At 29.7% G+C, this 20,634-nt stretch carries 22 protein-coding genes and 1 pseudogene; 10 read left to right on the top strand and 13 right to left on the bottom strand.

The window, feature by feature from the left end; genetic code table 11:
* Nucleotides 1-26 precede the first annotated feature (26 nt).
* On the bottom strand, nucleotides 27-728 hold the full coding sequence (gene rnc, locus HMPREF9629_RS06490) for a ribonuclease III (protein ID WP_009525577.1): 702 nt from the start codon (nucleotides 726-728) through the stop codon (nucleotides 27-29).
* 401 nt (nucleotides 729-1,129) lie between these two features.
* On the opposite strand from rnc, the gene HMPREF9629_RS06485 reads away from it, so the two are divergent.
* The 3 genes from HMPREF9629_RS06485 to HMPREF9629_RS06475 all read left to right on the top strand — a co-directional run bounded on the left by HMPREF9629_RS06485 (nucleotide 1,130) and on the right by HMPREF9629_RS06475 (nucleotide 3,227).
* Nucleotides 1,130-1,387, top strand: a complete 258-nt coding sequence (locus HMPREF9629_RS06485) for a glutaredoxin family protein (RefSeq protein ID WP_009525576.1) — start codon at nucleotides 1,130-1,132, stop codon at nucleotides 1,385-1,387.
* 309 nt (nucleotides 1,388-1,696) lie between these two features.
* Nucleotides 1,697-2,203 carry a thiol peroxidase gene (gene tpx / locus HMPREF9629_RS06480; RefSeq protein WP_009525575.1) on the top strand — a complete coding sequence of 169 codons (507 nt, stop codon included), beginning with the start codon at nucleotides 1,697-1,699 and terminating at the stop codon, nucleotides 2,201-2,203.
* Nucleotides 2,204-2,384: 181 nt separating this feature from the next.
* Complete coding sequence (locus HMPREF9629_RS06475; protein WP_009525574.1) at nucleotides 2,385-3,227, top strand: NAD(P)H-hydrate dehydratase; 843 nt, start codon at nucleotides 2,385-2,387, stop codon at nucleotides 3,225-3,227.
* A gap of 93 nt (nucleotides 3,228-3,320) precedes the next feature.
* Here the strand turns inward: HMPREF9629_RS06475 and larC2 are convergent, their stop codons facing one another.
* The 12 genes and pseudogenes from larC2 to HMPREF9629_RS06415 form a co-directional block, all read right to left on the bottom strand.
* Complete coding sequence (gene larC2, locus HMPREF9629_RS12450) at nucleotides 3,321-3,671, bottom strand: nickel pincer cofactor biosynthesis protein LarC2 (RefSeq protein ID WP_330367849.1); 351 nt, start codon at nucleotides 3,669-3,671, stop codon at nucleotides 3,321-3,323.
* Nucleotides 3,672-3,676: 5 nt separating this feature from the next.
* Nucleotides 3,677-4,603 (bottom strand): nickel pincer cofactor biosynthesis protein LarC, encoded by a 927-nt coding sequence (gene larC / locus HMPREF9629_RS06465; protein WP_009525572.1) that lies wholly within the window; start codon nucleotides 4,601-4,603, stop codon nucleotides 3,677-3,679.
* Nucleotides 4,604-4,732: 129 nt separating this feature from the next.
* Nucleotides 4,733-5,479 (bottom strand): nickel pincer cofactor biosynthesis protein LarB, encoded by a 747-nt coding sequence (gene larB, locus HMPREF9629_RS06460; RefSeq protein ID WP_009525571.1) that lies wholly within the window; start codon nucleotides 5,477-5,479, stop codon nucleotides 4,733-4,735.
* A gap of 32 nt (nucleotides 5,480-5,511) precedes the next feature.
* Nucleotides 5,512-6,327, bottom strand: a complete 816-nt coding sequence (gene larE / locus HMPREF9629_RS06455) for an ATP-dependent sacrificial sulfur transferase LarE (protein WP_009525570.1) — start codon at nucleotides 6,325-6,327, stop codon at nucleotides 5,512-5,514.
* A gap of 111 nt (nucleotides 6,328-6,438) precedes the next feature.
* Nucleotides 6,439-6,789, bottom strand: a complete 351-nt coding sequence (locus HMPREF9629_RS06450) for a hypothetical protein (RefSeq protein WP_009525569.1) — start codon at nucleotides 6,787-6,789, stop codon at nucleotides 6,439-6,441.
* Between the two features lie 450 nt (nucleotides 6,790-7,239).
* Nucleotides 7,240-7,917 carry a GntR family transcriptional regulator gene (locus HMPREF9629_RS06445; protein ID WP_009525568.1) on the bottom strand — a complete coding sequence of 226 codons (678 nt, stop codon included), beginning with the start codon at nucleotides 7,915-7,917 and terminating at the stop codon, nucleotides 7,240-7,242.
* Between the two features lie 179 nt (nucleotides 7,918-8,096).
* Nucleotides 8,097-9,068 (bottom strand): C-terminal binding protein, encoded by a 972-nt coding sequence (locus HMPREF9629_RS06440; protein WP_009525567.1) that lies wholly within the window; start codon nucleotides 9,066-9,068, stop codon nucleotides 8,097-8,099.
* Between the two features lie 11 nt (nucleotides 9,069-9,079).
* Nucleotides 9,080-10,351: a TRAP transporter large permease gene (locus HMPREF9629_RS06435; RefSeq protein WP_009525566.1), complete on the bottom strand. Its 1,272-nt coding sequence runs from the start codon at nucleotides 10,349-10,351 to the stop codon at nucleotides 9,080-9,082.
* A 2-nt stretch (nucleotides 10,352-10,353) separates the two neighbouring features.
* Nucleotides 10,354-10,857 carry a TRAP transporter small permease gene (locus HMPREF9629_RS06430; protein ID WP_009525565.1) on the bottom strand — a complete coding sequence of 168 codons (504 nt, stop codon included), beginning with the start codon at nucleotides 10,855-10,857 and terminating at the stop codon, nucleotides 10,354-10,356.
* A gap of 99 nt (nucleotides 10,858-10,956) precedes the next feature.
* The gene (locus tag HMPREF9629_RS06425) at nucleotides 10,957-11,994 is read right to left on the bottom strand and encodes a TRAP transporter substrate-binding protein (RefSeq protein WP_009525564.1); all 1,038 of its coding nucleotides are present in this window, start codon (nucleotides 11,992-11,994) and stop codon (nucleotides 10,957-10,959) included.
* A gap of 181 nt (nucleotides 11,995-12,175) precedes the next feature.
* On the bottom strand, nucleotides 12,176-12,580 hold the full coding sequence (locus HMPREF9629_RS06420) for an aconitase X swivel domain-containing protein (protein ID WP_009525563.1): 405 nt from the start codon (nucleotides 12,578-12,580) through the stop codon (nucleotides 12,176-12,178).
* Nucleotides 12,580-13,784 (bottom strand): annotated as a pseudogene (locus HMPREF9629_RS06415) (aconitase X catalytic domain-containing protein). The gene HMPREF9629_RS06420 and the pseudogene HMPREF9629_RS06415 overlap by 1 nt, the downstream one beginning before the upstream one ends.
* Nucleotides 13,785-14,392: 608 nt before the next feature.
* Between HMPREF9629_RS06415 and HMPREF9629_RS06410 the strand changes: the two are divergent.
* From HMPREF9629_RS06410 to pyrB, 7 genes are all read left to right on the top strand, one after another.
* Nucleotides 14,393-15,685, top strand: a complete 1,293-nt coding sequence (locus HMPREF9629_RS06410) for a dihydroorotase (protein ID WP_009525560.1) — start codon at nucleotides 14,393-14,395, stop codon at nucleotides 15,683-15,685.
* Between the two features lie 60 nt (nucleotides 15,686-15,745).
* Nucleotides 15,746-16,474 (top strand): dihydroorotate dehydrogenase electron transfer subunit, encoded by a 729-nt coding sequence (locus HMPREF9629_RS06405; RefSeq protein WP_009525559.1) that lies wholly within the window; start codon nucleotides 15,746-15,748, stop codon nucleotides 16,472-16,474.
* Nucleotides 16,468-17,379, top strand: a complete 912-nt coding sequence (locus tag HMPREF9629_RS06400) for a dihydroorotate dehydrogenase (protein ID WP_009525558.1) — start codon at nucleotides 16,468-16,470, stop codon at nucleotides 17,377-17,379. Before HMPREF9629_RS06405 ends, HMPREF9629_RS06400 begins: the two co-directional genes overlap by 7 nt.
* 22 nt (nucleotides 17,380-17,401) lie before the next feature.
* Nucleotides 17,402-17,989: an HD domain-containing protein gene (locus tag HMPREF9629_RS06395; protein ID WP_009525557.1), complete on the top strand. Its 588-nt coding sequence runs from the start codon at nucleotides 17,402-17,404 to the stop codon at nucleotides 17,987-17,989.
* A 111-nt stretch (nucleotides 17,990-18,100) separates the two neighbouring features.
* The gene (gene pyrF, locus HMPREF9629_RS06390; RefSeq protein ID WP_009525556.1) at nucleotides 18,101-18,799 is read left to right on the top strand and encodes an orotidine-5'-phosphate decarboxylase; all 699 of its coding nucleotides are present in this window, start codon (nucleotides 18,101-18,103) and stop codon (nucleotides 18,797-18,799) included.
* 185 nt (nucleotides 18,800-18,984) lie between these two features.
* On the top strand, nucleotides 18,985-19,623 hold the full coding sequence (gene pyrE, locus HMPREF9629_RS06385; RefSeq protein ID WP_009525555.1) for an orotate phosphoribosyltransferase: 639 nt from the start codon (nucleotides 18,985-18,987) through the stop codon (nucleotides 19,621-19,623).
* Nucleotides 19,623-20,546 (top strand): aspartate carbamoyltransferase, encoded by a 924-nt coding sequence (pyrB, locus tag HMPREF9629_RS06380; RefSeq protein WP_009525554.1) that lies wholly within the window; start codon nucleotides 19,623-19,625, stop codon nucleotides 20,544-20,546. The genes pyrE and pyrB overlap by 1 nt, the downstream gene beginning before the upstream one ends.
* Nucleotides 20,547-20,634 lie beyond the last annotated feature (88 nt).

Below are 20,634 nucleotides of genomic sequence, written 5' to 3'. Positions count from 1 at the left end.
AAATTTTTTTAACTTCATGCTTTAGCTTATAAATTATCATTTGGTTTGGAAAGTGCATCTTGAGCAGCATTTTGCTCAGCCTCTTTTTTGCTGTTTCCTTGTCCTTTTCCTATCAATTTGTTATCACAATAAACGCATATAGTAAATTTTCTGTCATGATCCGGACCTTCTACATCGACCACTTCATATTTCAAAACTCTACCTTTTACTTTTTGAATTTCCTCTTGCAGTTTGCTTTTATAATCGCTGTCTTTTTTGTGTTTAATAGCTGATACAATAGTATCTTCAAGCCATAATATCACATATTTAGAAACTGTTTCTAAATCAGAATCCAAATATATAGCTGCAATTATCGCCTCAGTTGCATCTGCCAATATAGAAGTTCTTTTTTTCCCTCCGGAGTTTTGCTCTCCCTTACCGAGCCTTATATAATCACCAATTTTAAGTTTATTAGCAACATTTATAAGTGATTTTTCACATACACAGCTTGCTCTTATTTTTGTGAGCTCACCCTCTTTTAAATTACTCTTGTAATTAAATATATAGTTGCTCACTACAAGACTTAATATAGAATCTCCCAAAAATTCAAGTCTTTCATTATCTCTTGAATTTTTATTTTCATTGACATACGAACTGTGTGTAAGTGCAGTTTTTATAAGCCCCTTATTTTCAAAGACATAACCTATATTTTTCTCTATTCCGCTAAAAAATGCTTTGTCCGATTTCACCGTCCACCTCCTTGATAAAATAAATTTTTAATACAAAAATTTATACAAAATCTCTTTATAATTATAGCATATTTTTTAAAAATAATGTATCAAAATGTTAATATTAAATTTTTTATGGTATAAATAAAAAATGTATTTTATATTAAAATTTATTTGAATATAAATAATAAAAACTATATTTTAAAATAAATTAAATAAATAGAAACTAATTTTTTGATTTATATTTATTCATAAACAATCGAATATTATTGAACATTTTTTTATCTATATAGATATATGTTTTTATTTTTAATATTAAAACTACAATCTTCATTTGATATATTTTACGTTTAATATGTACTCATATTGTTTATCAGTAAATTTTTTATATTATTATCATTTTATAGATAGGAGATTTATTTATGAAAAAAATAAGAATGTTCGTAGCATCATGGTGTCCACATTGCAACAACGCAAAAGCTTGGTTAAAAGAACTGCTAAATGAAAACGAAGAATACAAAAACTTGCCTATTGAGCAAATCGATATAGATTACGAAAAAGAAAAACTCGTAGACGTTGACTTTTACTATGTACCTACTTTTTATGTAGAAAATGAAAAAGTTTTTGAAGGAGTACCAAGCAAAGAAATAGTTAAGCGTGTACTTGATGAAGCTATGTAACAATTATTTTAACTCACCGCAATCTATTTCTTTTATAAAAAAATATAGAGTTATAATTATTTTTGCTTAAATTATTTACGATTACTAATTTAAACATATAAGAATATAAATGCTTTTTTTTACAATTAATATAGCAAATTCACTTATAAATCATCTTTTTAGGTTTACAATATAATTGCACACTAAAAAAATAATTACTTCAACTCATATTTTACAAATATTTTTATTACTTTATTAAGCAGATTTGCTGTTAAAATATAAAACAAAACTACACAAAAACAGTGTATTATAAAAAAGGAGATAATAACAATGGAAAAAAGAACAGTAACTATGGCTGGAAACCCTGTAACTTTATTAGGTAAAGAGGCAAAAGTAGGCGAAAAAGCTGAAAACTTTAATTTGACAAAACAAGATTTATCAAACTATAATTTTGATGAATCAAAAGGAAAAATAAGAATAATATCAGTTGTTCCATCTATTGATACAGGTGTATGTGAGTTACAAACTATCGACTTCAATCAAAGAGCATCTCAACTTAAAGATGTTGAAATCATAACTATAAGCCTTGATTTACCATTTGCACAAAGCAGATTTTGTGCAGCAAAAGGAATAGATAATATAGTAGTTGCATCAGATTATAAAGATAGAGAATTCGGACTTAAATACGGATTTTTAATAGATGAATTAAAACTACTTGCAAGAGGAATAGTAGTAGTTGACAGAGATGACACTATAAGATATGTTGAATATGTAAGCGAAGTTACAAACCATGTTGACTATGATAAAGCCATAGAAGAAGCTAAAAAACTTATATAATTAAAATCAAAATATTCAAATCTGTGTCTGAAAAGTATAATTTATCATTGATATTTTTATAAATATCCATACTTTTCAGGCATTTTTATACTAAATCTTATTTTTTATTTTAAAGAAATCTAATCAAAAAATCATTTTATTTCACTTTAAATAAAAAACAACTTTATCGAGGAAAATTAAAATGTCAAAAATATTATCCTTGCAAGATATAAAAAATTACATACCTATAAGAAAAGATGAATCACATAAAGGCAATTACGGGAAAATACTTATATTAGGCGGAAGCAGAAGATTTACAGGTGCACCTTGTATATGTGCATCAGCTTGTATGCGTTCAGGTAGTGGACTTGTTACGCTTGCTGTTGAAAATAATATATTTCCTATAATATCGCAAAAACTTAATGAAGTTATGGTGCTTGATATAGAAAATTATAAAGATGATTTTGAAACTATTGTAAAAACTGCTGATTGTATAGCAATAGGCTGTGGAATGGAAAAAAGAAAATACACACTTGACAAGCTTATATACTGTTTGAACAACTCCTCTTGTCCTATAGTTGTAGATGCTGACGGTATCAACGTCTTATCTGAAAATATGGATATATTTGAAAATTATAAAAATAAAATTATACTCACTCCTCATGAAGGTGAATTTTCAAGATTAAGCAAATTAGACATAAACTGCATACAAAAAGATAAAGCCAAAATTGCAACTGATTTTGCAAAAAAATACAATGCAATTTTGGTCTTAAAAGGAAAAGAGACTGTAATAACTGACGGAAATATCACATATATCAGCAATATAGGTGTGCCTGCAATGGCAACCGGCGGTATGGGCGATTGCCTTACAGGAATGATTGCATCTTTCATAGGTCAAAAAATATCCGTCTTAAATGCCGTTTCGTCAGCAGTTTATTTGCATTCATATATAGCAAGAAACCTTTCAAAAAATATGTATAGCGTTCTTGCAAGTGATATAATACAAAATATACCATATACTATAAATAATATAATATATTCTTAAAAACATATATATTTCTACTTAGATAATAAATCTATATTCCTATAAATATCCTTTATAATTTCAAAAGCTGCTTTTATAGGAATATTTTTATTTTTAGCCAATTTTTTTTGCACTTTCATATTCAGGATATATATATTCTTCATCTTCAAAATTTACTATTTTAAGATATAATTCCATATCTTCATAATAAACTTTTTCTGCTCTCCTACTCAATATATCCCTTTGCACTTCATATTTTCTCACACCTATTGTAGTAGTATTTCTAAATATTATTTTTTCTATCTCTTTCTCATACTCTTTATCGCATATTACTGATAATTTATATGCCGGACGATTTTTTTTCATAAATATAGGTGTAAAAAATATATCCAGAACTATATCATTTAACTGCTCCATAACATATCCAAGTACTTCCGCCGAAGTATCATCTACATTGGTTTCTATGACTTCTATTGTTTTTTTTTATCCGTTTCTATCTCTATAACTCTCAATATATTAGTTGTGTTTGCAAAATCTTTGTTTCCTGCACCTAAGCCTATTTTTTTGATTGTAAAGTCTTCAAGCTTATAACCTCTATTAAAATTAGCTACAATAGCTGCACCTGTAGGTGTGATATGCTCTCCCATATCATCTATTATATTTAATTTTAGATTATGAGCATTCACTATGTTGAGTACAGCAGGTACAGGTACCGGCATCATACCATGAGCACATTTTTGATAACCTTTCCCATCATATAAATCTGAAAAGTATATTTCTTCAACATTCAAGTCATCTAACAACACACTGACGCCTACTATATCTATTATGGAATCTATAGCACCTACTTCATGAAAATGTACTTCATTTTTATCTATATTATGTGCTTTAGATTCGCTATTTGCAATAATGTCGAATATTTTTTTAGCATTGTTTTTTATATTGTCATTAAAATCTCCTCTGTCAATTATTTCATATACATCTTTTAAATTTCTATGTTCATGTGAATGTTCATGATGATGATTATGGTCATGGTGATGCTCATGTTCATCGTGATGATGATAGTCATGGTGGTGCTCATGTTCATCGTGGTGATGATGGTGATGATGTTCTAAAAGTCCGCCATGATCATGTTCTTTGTGTAAATGTTCATGATGATGCTCATGCTCATCGTGGTGGTTATGTCCTTCTTCATCTGAATGATTATGTAATTCCACATCGAAGTTATAAGCATCTATCCCATTTTTCTTAGTTCTTGAAAAGCTTAGTTCATATCCTGATATATTTAACGATTTTATAGCATTTTCAAGTTTTTCTCTGCTTGCCCCCAAATCCAATAATGCGCCGATAGTCATATCGCCTGATATCCCTGAATACATTTCAAAATAAAGTTTCATTATTTTCTCCTTATTACAATAATTTTTTAATATCGATTTTTGTCTAAATAAATATTTTTAAAGTTTTATAGCAATATTTCATATAAAAATACTTTTTTAATATAGAGCTATAAATTTAAATCAATATTTTTAATATTTTTCAATCAATCTGTTTATTTGTACTGCGTTATAAGCTGCTCCGTAGCCGTTATCTATATTCACGATATTTATACCTTCACTGCATGAATTAATCATGGTCAAAAGTGGTGCCAAGCCGTTAAAATTTGCTCCATAACCTACAGATGTAGGTACTGCTATTATGGGTTTATCACACAAACCGGCTATTACTGTCGATAATGCACCCTCCATACCTGCAACTGCAATTATTACATTTGCTTTTTTTATTTCATCTATGGAGGACAATAATCTTTTAAGAGCCGATACGCCAATATCATAAAAAGTAGTTACATTTGCACCAAAAAATTCTGCCGTTATTCTTGCCTCCTCGCATACAGGTATATCGCTTGTTCCACCGCAACATATTGCTATATTGCCCTTTTTTTCTATTTCTTCAAATTCCAATCTTATAGTTCTTGACAATTCGTCATATATAAGATTGTCCATCTCTTTTGCCAAAAGCTCAAATTGTTCTTTTCTTGCTCTTGTTGCCAAAATATTTTCTTTTCTTTCAAAAAAAGACTTAAATATAGCTATCAAATGTTCATCAGACTTACTCTGTGCAAATATGACCTCAGGCAGATGTCTTCTTTTTTTTCTGTCAAAGTCAATTTTTGCAAAGCCTAAATCTTTGTAATTTGAATCTTTCATATATTCAAGACCATCTTCAATAGACATGGCTCCGTTTTTTATACCTTCCAAAAATTCTCTATCATTCATAATAAATCTCCAAAAATTATAAAATATTTTTTCTAATCTTTATCTATTACAATATCCATACTTCCGGATCTAAATCCCTCTATATCAAGATTTACATAGACAAATCCCGTTTCTTTAAATTTCTTGATAATCTCCAATCTTTTTTCAAAAAATAAAGGAAATTTATCTACATCAACCTCAATTCTTGTCACATCTCCGTACAATCTGACTCTATTATTATCAAAACCGAGTGATTTCAAATAATTTTCTACTTCATCTATCTTTGGAAATATACTTATATCCACTTTTTTATTATACGGAAATCTTGTCATAAGACATGGAGACGAAGGTCTGTTATGCACTTTTATTCCAAGTTTTTTAGCAAGTTGTCTGACTTCATTTTTACTCATTCCTGTTTTTTCAAGCGGACTTATAATACCAAGCTCTTTAAGTGCCTTTCTTCCAGGTCTGTACACATTTGCATCGTCAGCATTAGAACCGTCAAGCACATAGCCGAACCCTAATTTTTCTTTTAATTTTATAGCATTTTCAAAAAGATTTTTTTTACAATAATAACACCTCTGCTTGTCATTATATAATATCTTTTCATCCTCTATTTCATTTGTTTGTACAACTTCAAGTCTTACTCCAAAATCTTCAGCCAATTTTTTTGTAATATCTATATCATTTTTAGGACTGAGTACCGTATCAAAAGTTATAGCATATACATCCTTTGCGGATGACACATCAATTGCCGTTTTAAGAACAAGCGAGCTGTCTACCCCACCTGAAAAAGCTACTACAACTTTTTTATCGGTCAAAGATTTCATATATTCAAAAAATTGTTTTTCCTTGAAATTTAACTCCATAAAAACCTCTTATCTGTCAATTTATACTATTTCTTATTTGAAATGTAGTTTTTATTTCTATATTATATATTTTTATGTTATTGCATTATTTATATATATCACTTTTTCTTACTATTCTACTTTGATTCTAAAAAATTCCTGCGTTGATATTTCACCTATTTCGGCTTTTTCTCCTAAAAATGAAACATTTAAAACAGTATTGCAACCTTTTAATTCGATATCTTCCAAAGATACACCCTTAGCTCTCTCACGTAACTCTTCCATATAACTTTCTTCAGCTTTATCTTGAATAGATGAAATCTTACTATTTTCTTTTTTATTTTTCTTCATACTCCTAATCATAATTGCCATTTGATAACCTTCTGGATCTCTTTCTAAAATCATTTTTTCTTCTTCAGGAGTAAGTTTTTCGCCTTTTGCTAATTTCAATTTTAAAATCTTTTCTTCTTCTTTAACATACAACTCCCCTTTGAATCATAGTAATACTATTTTCTAATAAAATTATGGATAACTTATATAATTATATAACATCAATATAAATAATTTATTAAAAAAATTAATTATTATATTTTTCCATTGTTCTATTAGATTTTAGTATAAGACTGACTTTAATAATTTCATTATAACAAAGAACATAACAAAGCTATTTATAATTCATATTTTTGAAAGAGTGGAATCATTTATCAAGTTACATAGCCTAATCCGTATCATTTATGAGTTTTTTCACAAAGATTGATTCTCCATACTTGCTCAACAGTATTTATATCTTAAGAATATGCTTATATTGATTGCATTATGCATTGCGGATAGTAGGAATATTCTTTTTAAAATTTAAGTAGGAGTTTTGCCTTTTTGCACCAAGGTGAATTATCCATAAGTAAGATTTTATCATTATTATAAATTTCTTAAATTTTAATCTATACTTATATTATTGGATAATGCCTGACTTAGTACATTGAATGACCAATTTATATGATTCTCTAATGATTTTTTTGCTAATTCAAAGTTTCTGTTCATGATATTTTCTAAAATTTCTTTGTGTTGTATAGTACTATCTTTACCTGTATCAGTTAATATATACGCTTCGTATTGATATCTTATTATTTGACTTTTTATGTTATTGAATAGTTTTTTTATATAATTATTTCTTGAATTATTTAGAATTAGATTATGAACTTCATCATCTACATCAGCTATATATGAAGATTCTATAATTTCGTTATTATCATATTTAAATAAAATATCGTCTAATTTTTGCATCATTATTTCTATATCTTGACTTTTTATATTATTAATTGCTGTTTTTAATGCCAAGCTTTCTATAACTTTTCTTACCTCGTATAAATCTGAAAGATCCTGAATAGATATGCCTATAACAAAAGTACCTACACCATCTATTGATTTTACATAATTTTCTGTTTCAAGAAGTGTAATTGCTTTTTTTACAGGTGTTCTGCTCATACCTAAATAGGAAGCTATATTATGCTCTGTAATCATTTCATTTGCTTTTATTTCTCCATGTATTATTTTGTCTCTTAAAAAATAATAAGCTTTTTCAGATAAAATATTTTTTTTCTGTTTTACTATCAAAATTTCCCTCCTAACTTAGTATTTTTAACTTATATATTTAACATTTATATTGATTTTAACAATACATATTATGTCAAAATATTATACAACTATATATAAAATAATACAATATTATAAAACCACCTAACTTCTTAGGTGGCTTTATAAAAAATATAAGAACTTATAAGTTTTTTAGAACATCAATAAACCATATCTTTTGGTTTTTTCCCGTTAATCATATCTATTAAATTGTTTATGGCAAATTCTTTAAGTGCCCTGAAAGATTCTACAGATATATATGATATATGTGGCGTTACAAGTATATTTTCACATTCAAATATTGGATCTCCAACTTTTCCCGGTTCTTCTTTAATTACATCAAGTATGGCTCCGGCTATTAATTTTTCGTTGACTGCCCTTATAAGATCTTCTTCGTTTATAACTTTTCCTCTTGATGTATTTATTATATATGCCGTATTTTTCATAAGTTTAAGGGAATCGTATTTTATCTTATCTGCATTTTCATCACAACCTTTAAGATTTACACTCACATAATCAGCTTGTATTAAACCTTCTTCCCACGAAACTTTCTCGAAACCAAGTTTCTTTATAGATTCTTCATCTAAAAATTCATCATAAGCTATAACTTTCATACCCAAAAGTTTTGCTCTATTTGCAACTGCTAATCCAATTGTTCCAAGTCCTATTATTAGAAGTGTTTGATTGCTTATTCTATTTTGCAATCTATCTACTGAAGTTGCTCCCCATTTTCCAGATTGTATATCAGCTGATACATTTTTAGCATATTTTTCTATTTGCTTGTTAGCATAATAAATAGACGCTATCGTATAGTCTGCTAAATCTTCGGCACAGTAACCTTGAACATTAGTAACCATTATCTTATTTTCTTTTGCAGCCTCAATATCAACTCTATCATATCCTCCACCATAAACAGCGATGCCTTTACAGTTTTCAAGTCTATTTATAGTGTTTCTCGGGATATCAGCATAGACTTGACAAAGTATCCCATCTGCCTTATATCCAAAATTTTCTAAATCCTCTTTATAATCATATGTTGAACGTTTTATTTCTATGTTTGGAAAAGTTTTTGTTAAAATCTCTTTTTCTAAATCATAGTCAGACCATTCTTCATCTATAATCCATACAAGCATATATAATCCTCCTATTTTAAAAACATCATAGTTAAAGGGTTAAAAAATGTTACAAGCATAAGCACAATAATAAGCGATATAATCATTTTTATTATCTGCTTGGATAATTCTGTCATTTTCACATTTGATATAGCAGACGCAACAAACAAGTCTATACCATATGGTGGAGTACAAAAACCTATTGCCAAATTCATGGTAAGCATTATACCAAAAGTTATTGGACTCATTCCAAACTTGATAACAATCGGAAGAAGTATAGGTGTAAGTATTATTGTGGCAGGTATATTATCAATAAACATACCTACAAGTAATAAAAACATGTTTATTATAATGAGAACTATTACTCCATTATTACTTAAACTTGTAATAAAAGTGGCTATTTTTAATGGTATTTGTTCCATAGTTAAAAGAGCTGCAAATGCTGTAGATAATCCTATCATAAAAGTTGTTGATCCGTTCACTACTATAGCACTTTTAAAAGCATCATATGCCCCTTTTAAATCCAACTCCTTATACACAAATACGCCTACTATAAATGAATATACTACAGATACAACAGCTGCCTCAGTTGGAGTAAATTTTCCGGAGTATATACCTCCTAATATTATAACAGGAGATAAGATAGCCCAAAAAGCATCTTTAAAAGAAATCCATATTTCTTTCAAATTTTTTCTCTCATCACTTCCCTTATAACCATTTTTCTTAGAGACAATATAGCAAACTATCATTAGAGCAATTCCCATTAAAATTCCAGGTAAAAAACCTGCTGTAAAAAGCTCAGTTATAGATGAACCCGAAACTACTCCATATATAACAAATGGAATACTAGGCGGAATAATAACTCCTATCGTTCCTGCAGCTGCAGTTAAAGCAGCCGAAAAAGATTTATCATATCCATGATCAACCATCTGTGGAATCATAAATGCACCAACAGCAGATACAGTAGCAACAGCAGAACCTGATATCGCAGCAAAAAACATACATACAACTACTGTTACCATACCAAGACCACCTGTTATATGACCTATTATACTTTCAAAAAAATTTACAAGTCTTTTTGCTATCCCTCCACTACTCATTAAGTTACCCGCTAACATAAAAAACGGTATTGCAAGCAAAGGAAAAGAGTCAACTCCTGCTACTGCATTTTGTGCAATCATTATAGGGGATATTGTTGTAAAGTTTATCATGGTTATTATAGTCGCGATACCTATTGCATATCCTATCGGAACACTTAGAAACAAAAGTACGAAAAATATTCCAAATAACATAATTGATTCCATTACTAATTATCCTCCTTTTTACATGAAGATGAGGTCTTAGCATTAAATAAATCTATAAAACTAAGTATAATTCTTAAACTTAATACAAACGAACTTATAGGTAGTGAAGCATATATGTAAATAAGTGGTAGCCTCATACCTGATGAGAGTACATTTCTACCATTCATAGAATTTAATAATTCTATACCTTTTATTGTCAAGAATATATTAAATATAAGCCAAATTAAATCAACAATTAGTTTTATAATAAAATGTGCCTTTTCAGATTTAAATATATCATAAATAAGCTCCACTTTTATATGTGCATTGGAAGTATAAGCAATACTTGTACCTAACCATATTTGCCATATAAAAATATATCTTGATAATTCTTCTGACCAAGATAATGATAAATTAAATATAGAACGCATTATTATTTGAGTGAAAACTAATAATACATTGAATGCCAAACTTAATATTAATACTCTTTCTTCAAATAAGTTATATTTTTCCATAAATTTTTTCATAAACTCACCTTTTCTTTATAGCTAAGATAGTGTATATACACTATCTTAGCTTAGTGAAATTATCTGCTACTTATCATTTATAAAAATATATAAATTGAGTTATTTATTGTATTTATCACTCTTTTCAAATAATTCTTTACTGAATTTTTGAGAATATTCTTCATACATTGGTTTTAAAGCATCTTTGAATGCCTGTTTTTGTTCCTCACTTAATTCGTTTACTTGTAAGCCACCCTCTGTAGCTAATTTTTCTATTGCTTTTTTGTTATCTTCCAACTCTAAAGCTCTTTGCTTTTCTACATATGATTTTGCTTCTTCTGTTAAGATTTTTTGTTGTTCTTCTGTTAATGAATCAAATTTGTTTTTGTTCATTATGAATGCCAAGAAATTATGAACGTGTTCATCAACACTTAAATATTTTTGTACTTCATAGAACTTATTTGCTAAAATCAATGAAGGAGGATTTTCTTGTGCATCAACAGTACCTTGTTGTAAACCTGTATATAATTCTGTAAAGCTCATAGGTGTAGGATTTGCTCCCAGAGTTTTATAAAAATCTATAAAAATAGGACTTTCCATAACTCTCATTTTAATTCCTTTTAAATCTTCAGGTTTTTCAATAGCTTTTACATTTGTAGTTGTACTTCTTGGACCATTATATGAATAGCCTAAGTTATGTATTCCTTTTTCTTCCAATTTTGCATTGAAATATTCCCCTATTTCTCCATCCATAGCCTTAAAAGCTTTTTCAGGAGCAGTAAATAAATAAGGCATATCTAATACTCCGAAATCATCAGAATATGTTGTAAGTACAGAAGTAGAAGGTAAGGCCATATCTAAAGTACCCATTGCTACAGATTCAGTCAGTTGAACGTCTCCACCTAAAGCTCCATTAGGATGTATTTCAATAAGTATAGAATTTGATGTTCTTTCTTCAACATTCTTCTTAAATTCAAGTAAAGCTTGATGAGTGGATCTGTTTTCAGGTTCAACATGTCCAATGTTTAATGTTATACTTTCTGCATTTCCTGTATTATCATTCTTAGATGTTGGAGCTTCAGTTTTGTTAGAACAGCCTAATAGTACTCCTGATAGTACAAGACCAAGTAAAGCAAAATTAATAAAATTTTTTTTCATAATAATCCTCCTAAAATTATTAATGTATTTAAGTTTTAAAAGACTATAAAAAACGTTTTATCAAACAATAACTTGAAATATTGTTTATATTTTATTATAAACTAAAAATATATTTTTTTGTATTAACTTTTAAATAAAAGTATAAAATTGCATATCATTTTAATTATTTAGTAAGGTTAATTTATAGAATTGTAATTTCTTCTTTATCGGCATCTATTCTTATTAGATCACCTTCTTTTATTACATTAAAGAATTCTTCTTCAACCTTATCAACCATTGGAATTTCAAATAATATAGCACTAGTTACAAGTACAGTTTCTGGACGTTTAACAATCATGGCTGCAGGTTGATTTTTTTCTTTCATTAATTGAAATAATCCATCCGCTTGAACTACTGAACTTCCTTTTCCGCTTGGAAATATTAAAACTTTATTTGATACAGTTCTCCCATTCATATCATGAGCCTGTTCAAGAACTATTCCCGTTTTTGGATCTATAAGATAGAACATTATATCATCTTTTGATATAGTAACTTCAGCTTCAGCAACTCCTTCAGATATTTTATGACATTTAAAAACTTTTTTCATTATTTTACCTCCCCAGTTATTGCAGCATTTATACAAGTATCAAGATCTCTTATAACAAAGTTGATGCCCCTTCTTTGAGGATAGTATGCACATTTAGGAGATTCTGTAAGACCTACTTTACCTTTTAGAAAATGCCAACATGGTTGATCAGGACAAGTATCAGGAACTATATGACCACCCGCATTTTCAATAATCTCATCAAGACCCATTCTAATGGCTATACTTTTTACGTGACTTGATGTCAATATCCACATTTCTTTTTTAGTTTTTTTCCTTCTATAGCCATAGCTATATGTCTACATTCATTCAACGTGAAGTGAGGACATCCGAACATTACAAAATCTATTTCTCTATTTCCTTCAAGTGATATATTTTTTAAAACTTCTTCAAAATCTTCATTTGTTATAGTTACCTTTCTAAGTGGCTCTTTTTTATCAAAAGCTGTTTCTAAATCAGGAGCTTCAGGTGTAAAACCAAGTATATGATACATATCATAAGCACCTGATGTATTTAATTGAGCACCCAAATTTCTAAGAGCTTCAGGACTTATATATTTAGGGAGACCTGTAAAAACAGGTACACCATGACCTATTTTTTTGCCACACATACCAAGCATATGATAGCAGTAATCGTTTTTCATATCTGCCTGTACATCAACAAGAATATTTCCTTTTCTGTTTTCGTCTAAAAGAAGACCATACTCAGGAACGTAACCTGTAATAGATGCAAATAGTGCAGAATTGGCGCCCTCTCTATTAGTTCTTGCTCCCCAAACAGAATTGGCATAAGGAGTAGCACTGGATTCAGAAAAAGCAATTATTTCTCCAAAGTTAGGAACATTTGTATCTATATAAGGTGTACAGTTATAAGTTAACTGTGCTCCAAGTTTTTTATATGCGTTATGTGTCCTCTCCATCATGTCATAGTCTTCCTGAGAAACTAAGTTTTTAGCTTTAAAATATTCTCTACAAAAACCAGGATTTACAGTAGGAGCTATTCTACACTTAGCTCCTAAATTTACCATTTTTTCAGCAAGCCATAAATCTGCATCTTGGTTACTAAGTGCGACATGTGCTCTTGTTATTGGAACCATTCTTTCCGCTCCAAAGGATTCACCTATTGCTACTTGAACTTTCATAGCAAGTTTTGCACCTTCGCCAAAATCTCCATTTAAAAGTTTCTTTTGATCATCTGTTAAATTCATCATACCACTCCTTTTGCAAAAAACGTTTTCTCAAAATGTAAATGAAAGCATAAATAGAATATAAAGCATATTTTATAGCTTAATATTTGACAATTTATTTTAAAATATATGCTAATTATGTAAAAAATTTAAATACTATTTATAAATAAATATTATAATTTAAATAATTATATGAATAATTGAACGCATGCTTATATAAAAAATAAACTCCACAAATATTTTTATAAAATACGCAATTTAGATGTATACCAAAAGTATACATCTAAATTATACTTATGTCAACATACAAAATATAAAATTTTATATTATATACTACATATAAAAAAACATTTGAATTTTTTACACTCTTTTTAAAATGTAATATTTTATATATTGACATATGTTCTATGTTGTGATAGAATATCGAAGATTTAAGCAGAATTATTTTTATAAGTATATTTTTTTATGCCTTGCTCTGTTATAATCATAGCAAGAATACAATAATATTCCTGTATTTTGTATTAAAACATTTTTGACTTTTAAATACAAAACATTATTTTAATATGAATTTTATTACAAAATATTTTTATAAACTAATTTAATCTATTCTTCAAGAAAGGAGCTTATAAATGTCTACTTTATTAAAAAATGGTAATGTTTTTACTCCAAACGGCTTTAAAAAGACGAATATCTTAATTTCTAATTCCAAGGTGTCTTTAATTTCTACCTTAGATGATACTTCTTTTGATAATTCTATAGATTGCAACGGTTTATATATTGTGCCAGGTTTTGCGGATGTGCATGTACATTTTCGTGAGCCCGGCTTTTTTTATAAAGAAAGCATAGCCACAGGTTCACTTGCAGCTGCTCGTGGAGGATACACACAAGTTTGCACTATGCCTAATGTAAACCCTGCACCTGCAGATCTTAAATCATTAGATGTTCAACTCGAAATTATAAAAAATGACTCTGTTGTACACATAACTCCATACGCAACTATAACTTCTCGTGGAGATGGCAGGAGTACATTATCAAAAATGGCTGATATGGCAGATTATGTCGTAGGATATTCTGATGACGGTAAAGGTGTACAAACAGGAGAACTAATGGAAGAAGCAATGATAATGGCAAAATCACTCGATAAAATAATAGTTGCACATTGTGAGGATGAAAGCTTGTTAGACGGAGGATATATCCATAAAGGTATATATGCAGAAAATCATAACCACAAAGGCATATCTTCTGAGAGTGAATGGGTTCAAGTAGCAAGAGATGTGGAGCTCGCAAAAAAAACAGGTTGTAAATATCACGTATGCCATATATCCACAAAAGAAACAGTGGACATAATAAGGCGTGCAAAAGCGGAAAATGTAGACGTAACTTGTGAAACAGCTCCTCACTATCTTATATTGTGTGATGAAGATTTGAAGGAAGAAGGTCGTTTCAAGATGAATCCTCCTTTACGTTCAAAAGAAGATAGAGCAGAACTTATAAAAGGTATACAAGACGGTACAATAGATATGATTGCAACAGACCATGCACCTCATTCACAAGATGAAAAATCTCGCGGCTTACAAAAAAGTCCCTTTGGTATAGTAGGACTTGAAACAGCCTTCTCACTCTTATACACTCATCTTGTAAAAAAAGATATAATAAGCCTTGAAAAACTTATAGAGCTCATGTGCATAAATCCACGAAAGAGATTTCCATTAACAGGCTCTTTATATATAGAAAATGATACACCTGCAGATATAACTGTACTTGATCTTAGCAAAAAATATAAAATAGACTCTAAAAATTTCTTATCAAAAGGAAAAACCACTCCATTTGATGGAGAATATGTAATCGGAGATATATTATATACTTTTGTAGACGGAAATATGGTTTATGATTACAAAAATCTGCCAAATTACCAAAAATAATTTTCCAAAAATCTATTTATACTAAACTTCTGAAACAATATTTAATTTTAGGAGAATCAAATGAAATGTGAAAAATTTAAAATTTTAGAAAACAAAAAAATTGCAAAGGATGTATTTCTTCTTACGCTTAGAGGAAATACTGATGAAATAAAAAATCCTGGACAATTTGTAAATATATTGATATCATCGTTTTACTTGCGCAGACCTATATCCATATGCGACTTTGAAAAAGATATTCTCAAATTAATATATAAAGTTGTAGGTGAAGGCACACTTGCTCTTTCGCAAAAAAAACCTGAACACTATCTTGATATATTACTTCCTTTGGGCAACGGATTTGATATAGATAAAACCACAAAAAATACCGTATTAATAGGTGGAGGTGTAGGAGTTCCTCCACTTATAAACCTTGCAAAAAATATGATAAAGATTGAAAAAAAGCCTAAGGTAGTAATAGGTTTCAATACAAAAGACGAAATATTCGCCGTAGATATGTTTGAAAATCTTAGAATACATCCTATTGTTTCAACTGTTGATGGCTCTTATGGAGTTCACGGTTTCGTAACAGATGCCCTTAAAAGTATAGATTATGATTATCTATGTACCTGCGGACCTGAACCTATGTTAAAAGCTCTCAGCAATCTTGATGTAGACGGTCAATTCAGTTTTGAAGCGAGAATGGCATGTGGATTCGGAGGATGTATGGGATGTTCTCATGAAACAAAATCAGGTTATAAAAGAATATGTAAAGAGGGTCCTATACTTTTCAAGGAGGAGATAAAATGGTAGATACTTCAGTAAATCTAAGCGGTCTTGTCCTTGACAATCCAATAATTCCTGCCAGCGGTACGTTCGGATTCGGACAAGAGTATAAAGATTTTTATGATATAAATATATTAGGCTCAATTTCATTCAAAGGCACTACTGTTGATATGCGTTTTGGAAATATGCAACCGAGAATAGCAGAATGTACAGCAGGACTTATAAATTCCGTAGGTCTACAAAATCCCGGATTGGAAAAAGTAATATCAGAAGAATTGCCAAATCTTGCAAAAATATATCATAAAAAAGTAATTGCAAATATTAGTGGCTTTTCCATAGATGAATATGTAAAATGTGCAGAAGCTATGAACGAAGTAGATATGGTGGGAATAATAGAAGTCAATGTTAGCTGTCCCAATGTACATAACGGTGGAATGGCTTACGGAGTATGCCCAAAAAGCGTATCTGAAGTTACAAAAGCTGTAAAGAAAGTGACTTCAAAACCTGTATATATAAAATTAAGCCCTAATGTAACAGATATAGCCGAAATTGCAAAAGCGTGTGAACATTCCGGTGCAGACGGTATAAGCATGATAAATACTCTGCTCGGTATGAGAATAGATATACGAAAAAAAGCACCTGTAATTGCAAATAAAATGGGAGGTTTTTCAGGACCTGCAATTTTCCCTATAGCTCTCAGAATGGTATATCAAGTTGCAAATGCCGTAAAAATACCAATAATCGGTATGGGGGGAGTAAGCAGTACATCTGATGTTATAGAAATGATGATGGCAGGAGCAACTGCTGTACAAATTGGAGCCGCAAATCTTGTAAATCCATTTATATGTAAAGAGATTATAGACTCTCTCCCTTCTAAAATGCAAGAACTTAATATAGAAAAATTAAGCGATATAATCGGAATTGTAAAATAAAGTCTAAGAATCGAGGAATCAAATGAATGTTCAAAAAGATATAGAATTTATAATATTACTCGAAGAAATGAAAAAAATACAAAGACAAACCAAGGTACTGGGAAGCAATAGAAGAGAAAATGACGCAGAACATTCTTGGCACGTTGCAACTATGAGTATGTTTTTGCAAAATTATTCAAAATTTGAGACAGACATAAACAAGGTTATAAAAATGCTCTTAATACATGACCTTGTAGAAATATTTGCAGGTGATACCTTCGCTTATGATACAAGCGGATATGAAGATAAGATTTATAGAGAAACTCAGGCTATGAATAAACTAAAAGGTTTTTTGCCTCAAAATATGGCTGAGCTTTTAGAATCGCTTTGGCTCGAATTTGAAAACGGAGAAACAAATGAGTCTAAATATGCTAATGCAATGGACAGACTCCAACCTATGCTAAGTAATCTATTCAGTAATGACGGCGGTACTTGGGCTGAACATAAAATAAAAGTATCACAAGTTTTAAAAAGAATGGAACCTATAAAGGATTTTAGCGAAGAAATCTACAACTTTATTTATGAAAATATACAAGATAACGTAAAAAAAGGATATTTGATTGCCGATTGATATATTATTTTTCGATAATATCAAAAAACAAACAAAAATATTATAATTTAATTTTTTATACTTTCAACATTATTAACCCAAAAAAAATAATTTTATATAAGGAGTGTTGTTATGAAAAAAGATGTTATTATAGCACTGGACTTTCCAAATGGAAAAGAAACATTGGAATTTTTGGATAAATTTGAAGGCAAAAAACCTTTTGTAAAAATAGGCATGGAACTTTTTTACAGCGAAGGACCAAGCATAATAAATGAAATAAAAGCAAGAGGACACAAGATATTTTTAGACTTAAAACTTCACGACATTCCTAATACAGTTGAAAAAGCCATGATGTCCTTGGCTAAATTGGATGTGGATATGTGTAACGTTCATGCCGCAGGTACTATTGAGATGATGCAGGCTGCTTTAAGAGGTCTCACTTCTATAAAAGTAGAAAACAGACCTTTGCTCATAGCAGTAACTCAGCTCACTTCCACAAGTGAAGAAAGAATGCAAGAAGAACTGCTTATAAATCACAGTTTGGAAGATACAGTTACAAAATACGCTCAAAATACAAAATTTGCAGGTCTCGACGGAGTTGTATGCTCCCCAAGAGAATCTGCTCTTATTCACAACGCTTGTGGCTCAGATTTTCTTACTGTTACACCCGGAATAAGATTTGCAGAGGCAAAAAAAGATGACCAAGTACGTATAACTACACCTGAAGATGCAAAGAAATTAGGTTCAAACTTCATAGTAGTGGGCAGACCTATTACAAAAGCGGATGATCCTGTACTCGCATATGAAAGATGTTTAAAAGAGTTTTTATAAAAATTTTAACTCATATAAAATTTAATACTTTATAATATTATAAATACAATAATATTATAAAACTAATTAATAATTTTTTTGTATTATAACACACTTAATTTTAAAAAATTTACAACTATACATCTGTTAATTAAATTTTGCTTATTTACTTATTTTATGTCAAGTATTTTTATCAGGAGGTATATATGAAACATGATATTGCAAAAGCTCTGCTATCTATACAAGCTGTATTTCTAAGACCTGATGAGCCTTTTACATGGGCATCAGGAATAAAAAGCCCTATATATTGTGATAACAGACTTACACTCACTTCGCCACAAGTTCGTACACTAATCGAACAATCTTTGGCAAAAACTATAAAAACATATTTTCCTACTTGTGAAGTGGTTATGGGTACAAGTACTGCCGGTATTGCACATGCTGCAATAGTAGGACACCTTATGAACATCCCTATGGGATATGTCAGAGGCTCTGCAAAAGATCACGGCAGAACAAATCAAATAGAAGGAAGACTATTGCCTAAACAAAAAGTAGTTGTAATTGAAGACCTTATTTCTACGGCAGGTTCATCTATAGAAACTGTAAATGTACTTAGAGAACATGATGCTGATGTACTTGGAATCGCCAGCATATTCACATACAATATGAAAAAATCAAAAGACAAATTAAAAGAAAATAATGTTGTAAACATAAGCCTTTGTGATTTGGATACTTTGCTCGATGTAGCAATAGAAACAAGATATATAAAATCTGACGATAAAACAAAAATACTTAAATTTAGAGATAACCCACAAAATGAAAGTTGGATGAAAGGAGAAAAATAATGGATAGTGTAAGAAATTTAATCAATATAACAGATTTATCCGTGCAAGAAATAGATAAATTAATCGAAATAGCAGATGATATTGTCAAAAATCACAGCAAATATGAAAACATATGTGCCCATAAAAAACTTGCCACATTATTTTTTGAACCGAGTACAAGAACACGTCTAAGTTTTGAAGCAGCTATGTTAGAGCTTGGAGGAAATGTATTAGGTTTTTCATCCGCAAACTCAAGTTCAGCTGCTAAAGGTGAAAGTGTAAGCGATACAATAAGAACAGTAGGTTGTTATGCAGATATAATTGCTATGCGTCACCCAAAAGAAGGTGCTCCAATAGTAGGCGCACAACGAACTACAGTTCCTATAATAAATGCAGGTGACGGAGGACATTTTCATCCTACTCAGACACTTACAGATTTATTAACTATAAAGCGTAAAAAAGGCAGACTGTCCGATCTGACAATAGGTGTATGCGGAGACTTGAAATTTGGACGTACAGTCCATTCGCTTATAGAAGCTATGTTAAGATATGACAATATAAAATTTGTTTTAATCTCACCTGTAGAATTACAAGTACCAGATTATATAAAAGAATCCATGAACAAAGCCGGTGTATTATGGACAGAAGTCGAAAGTTTAGAAGAAGCTATGCCTATGCTTGACATACTATATATGACAAGAGTTCAAAGAGAAAGATTTTTCAACGAAGCCGACTATATCCGATTAAAAGACAGCTATATATTGGACTTAGAAAAACTGGAAACTGCAAAAAAAGACCTTACAATAATGCACCCTCTTCCAAGAGTAAATGAAATATCTGTAGAAGTAGATGATGATGAAAGAGCATGCTATTTCTTCCAAGCATTATGCGGAAAACATATAAGAATGGCATTGATATTATTACTTTTAAATATACAGGTATAAAAAAATCATATAAACTCTTACTTTGTATTGAAATTTACTTATACTAATATTTATTTGAAAAACGGATATAGTTATCGTCTAAAAAATA

Source organism: Peptoanaerobacter stomatis (assembly GCF_000238115.1).
Lineage (GTDB): Bacteria > Bacillota > Clostridia > Peptostreptococcales > Filifactoraceae > Peptoanaerobacter > Peptoanaerobacter stomatis.
Note: the sequence above shows the minus strand (reverse complement) of the source record. Positions and strands in the feature narration are given on the sequence as shown.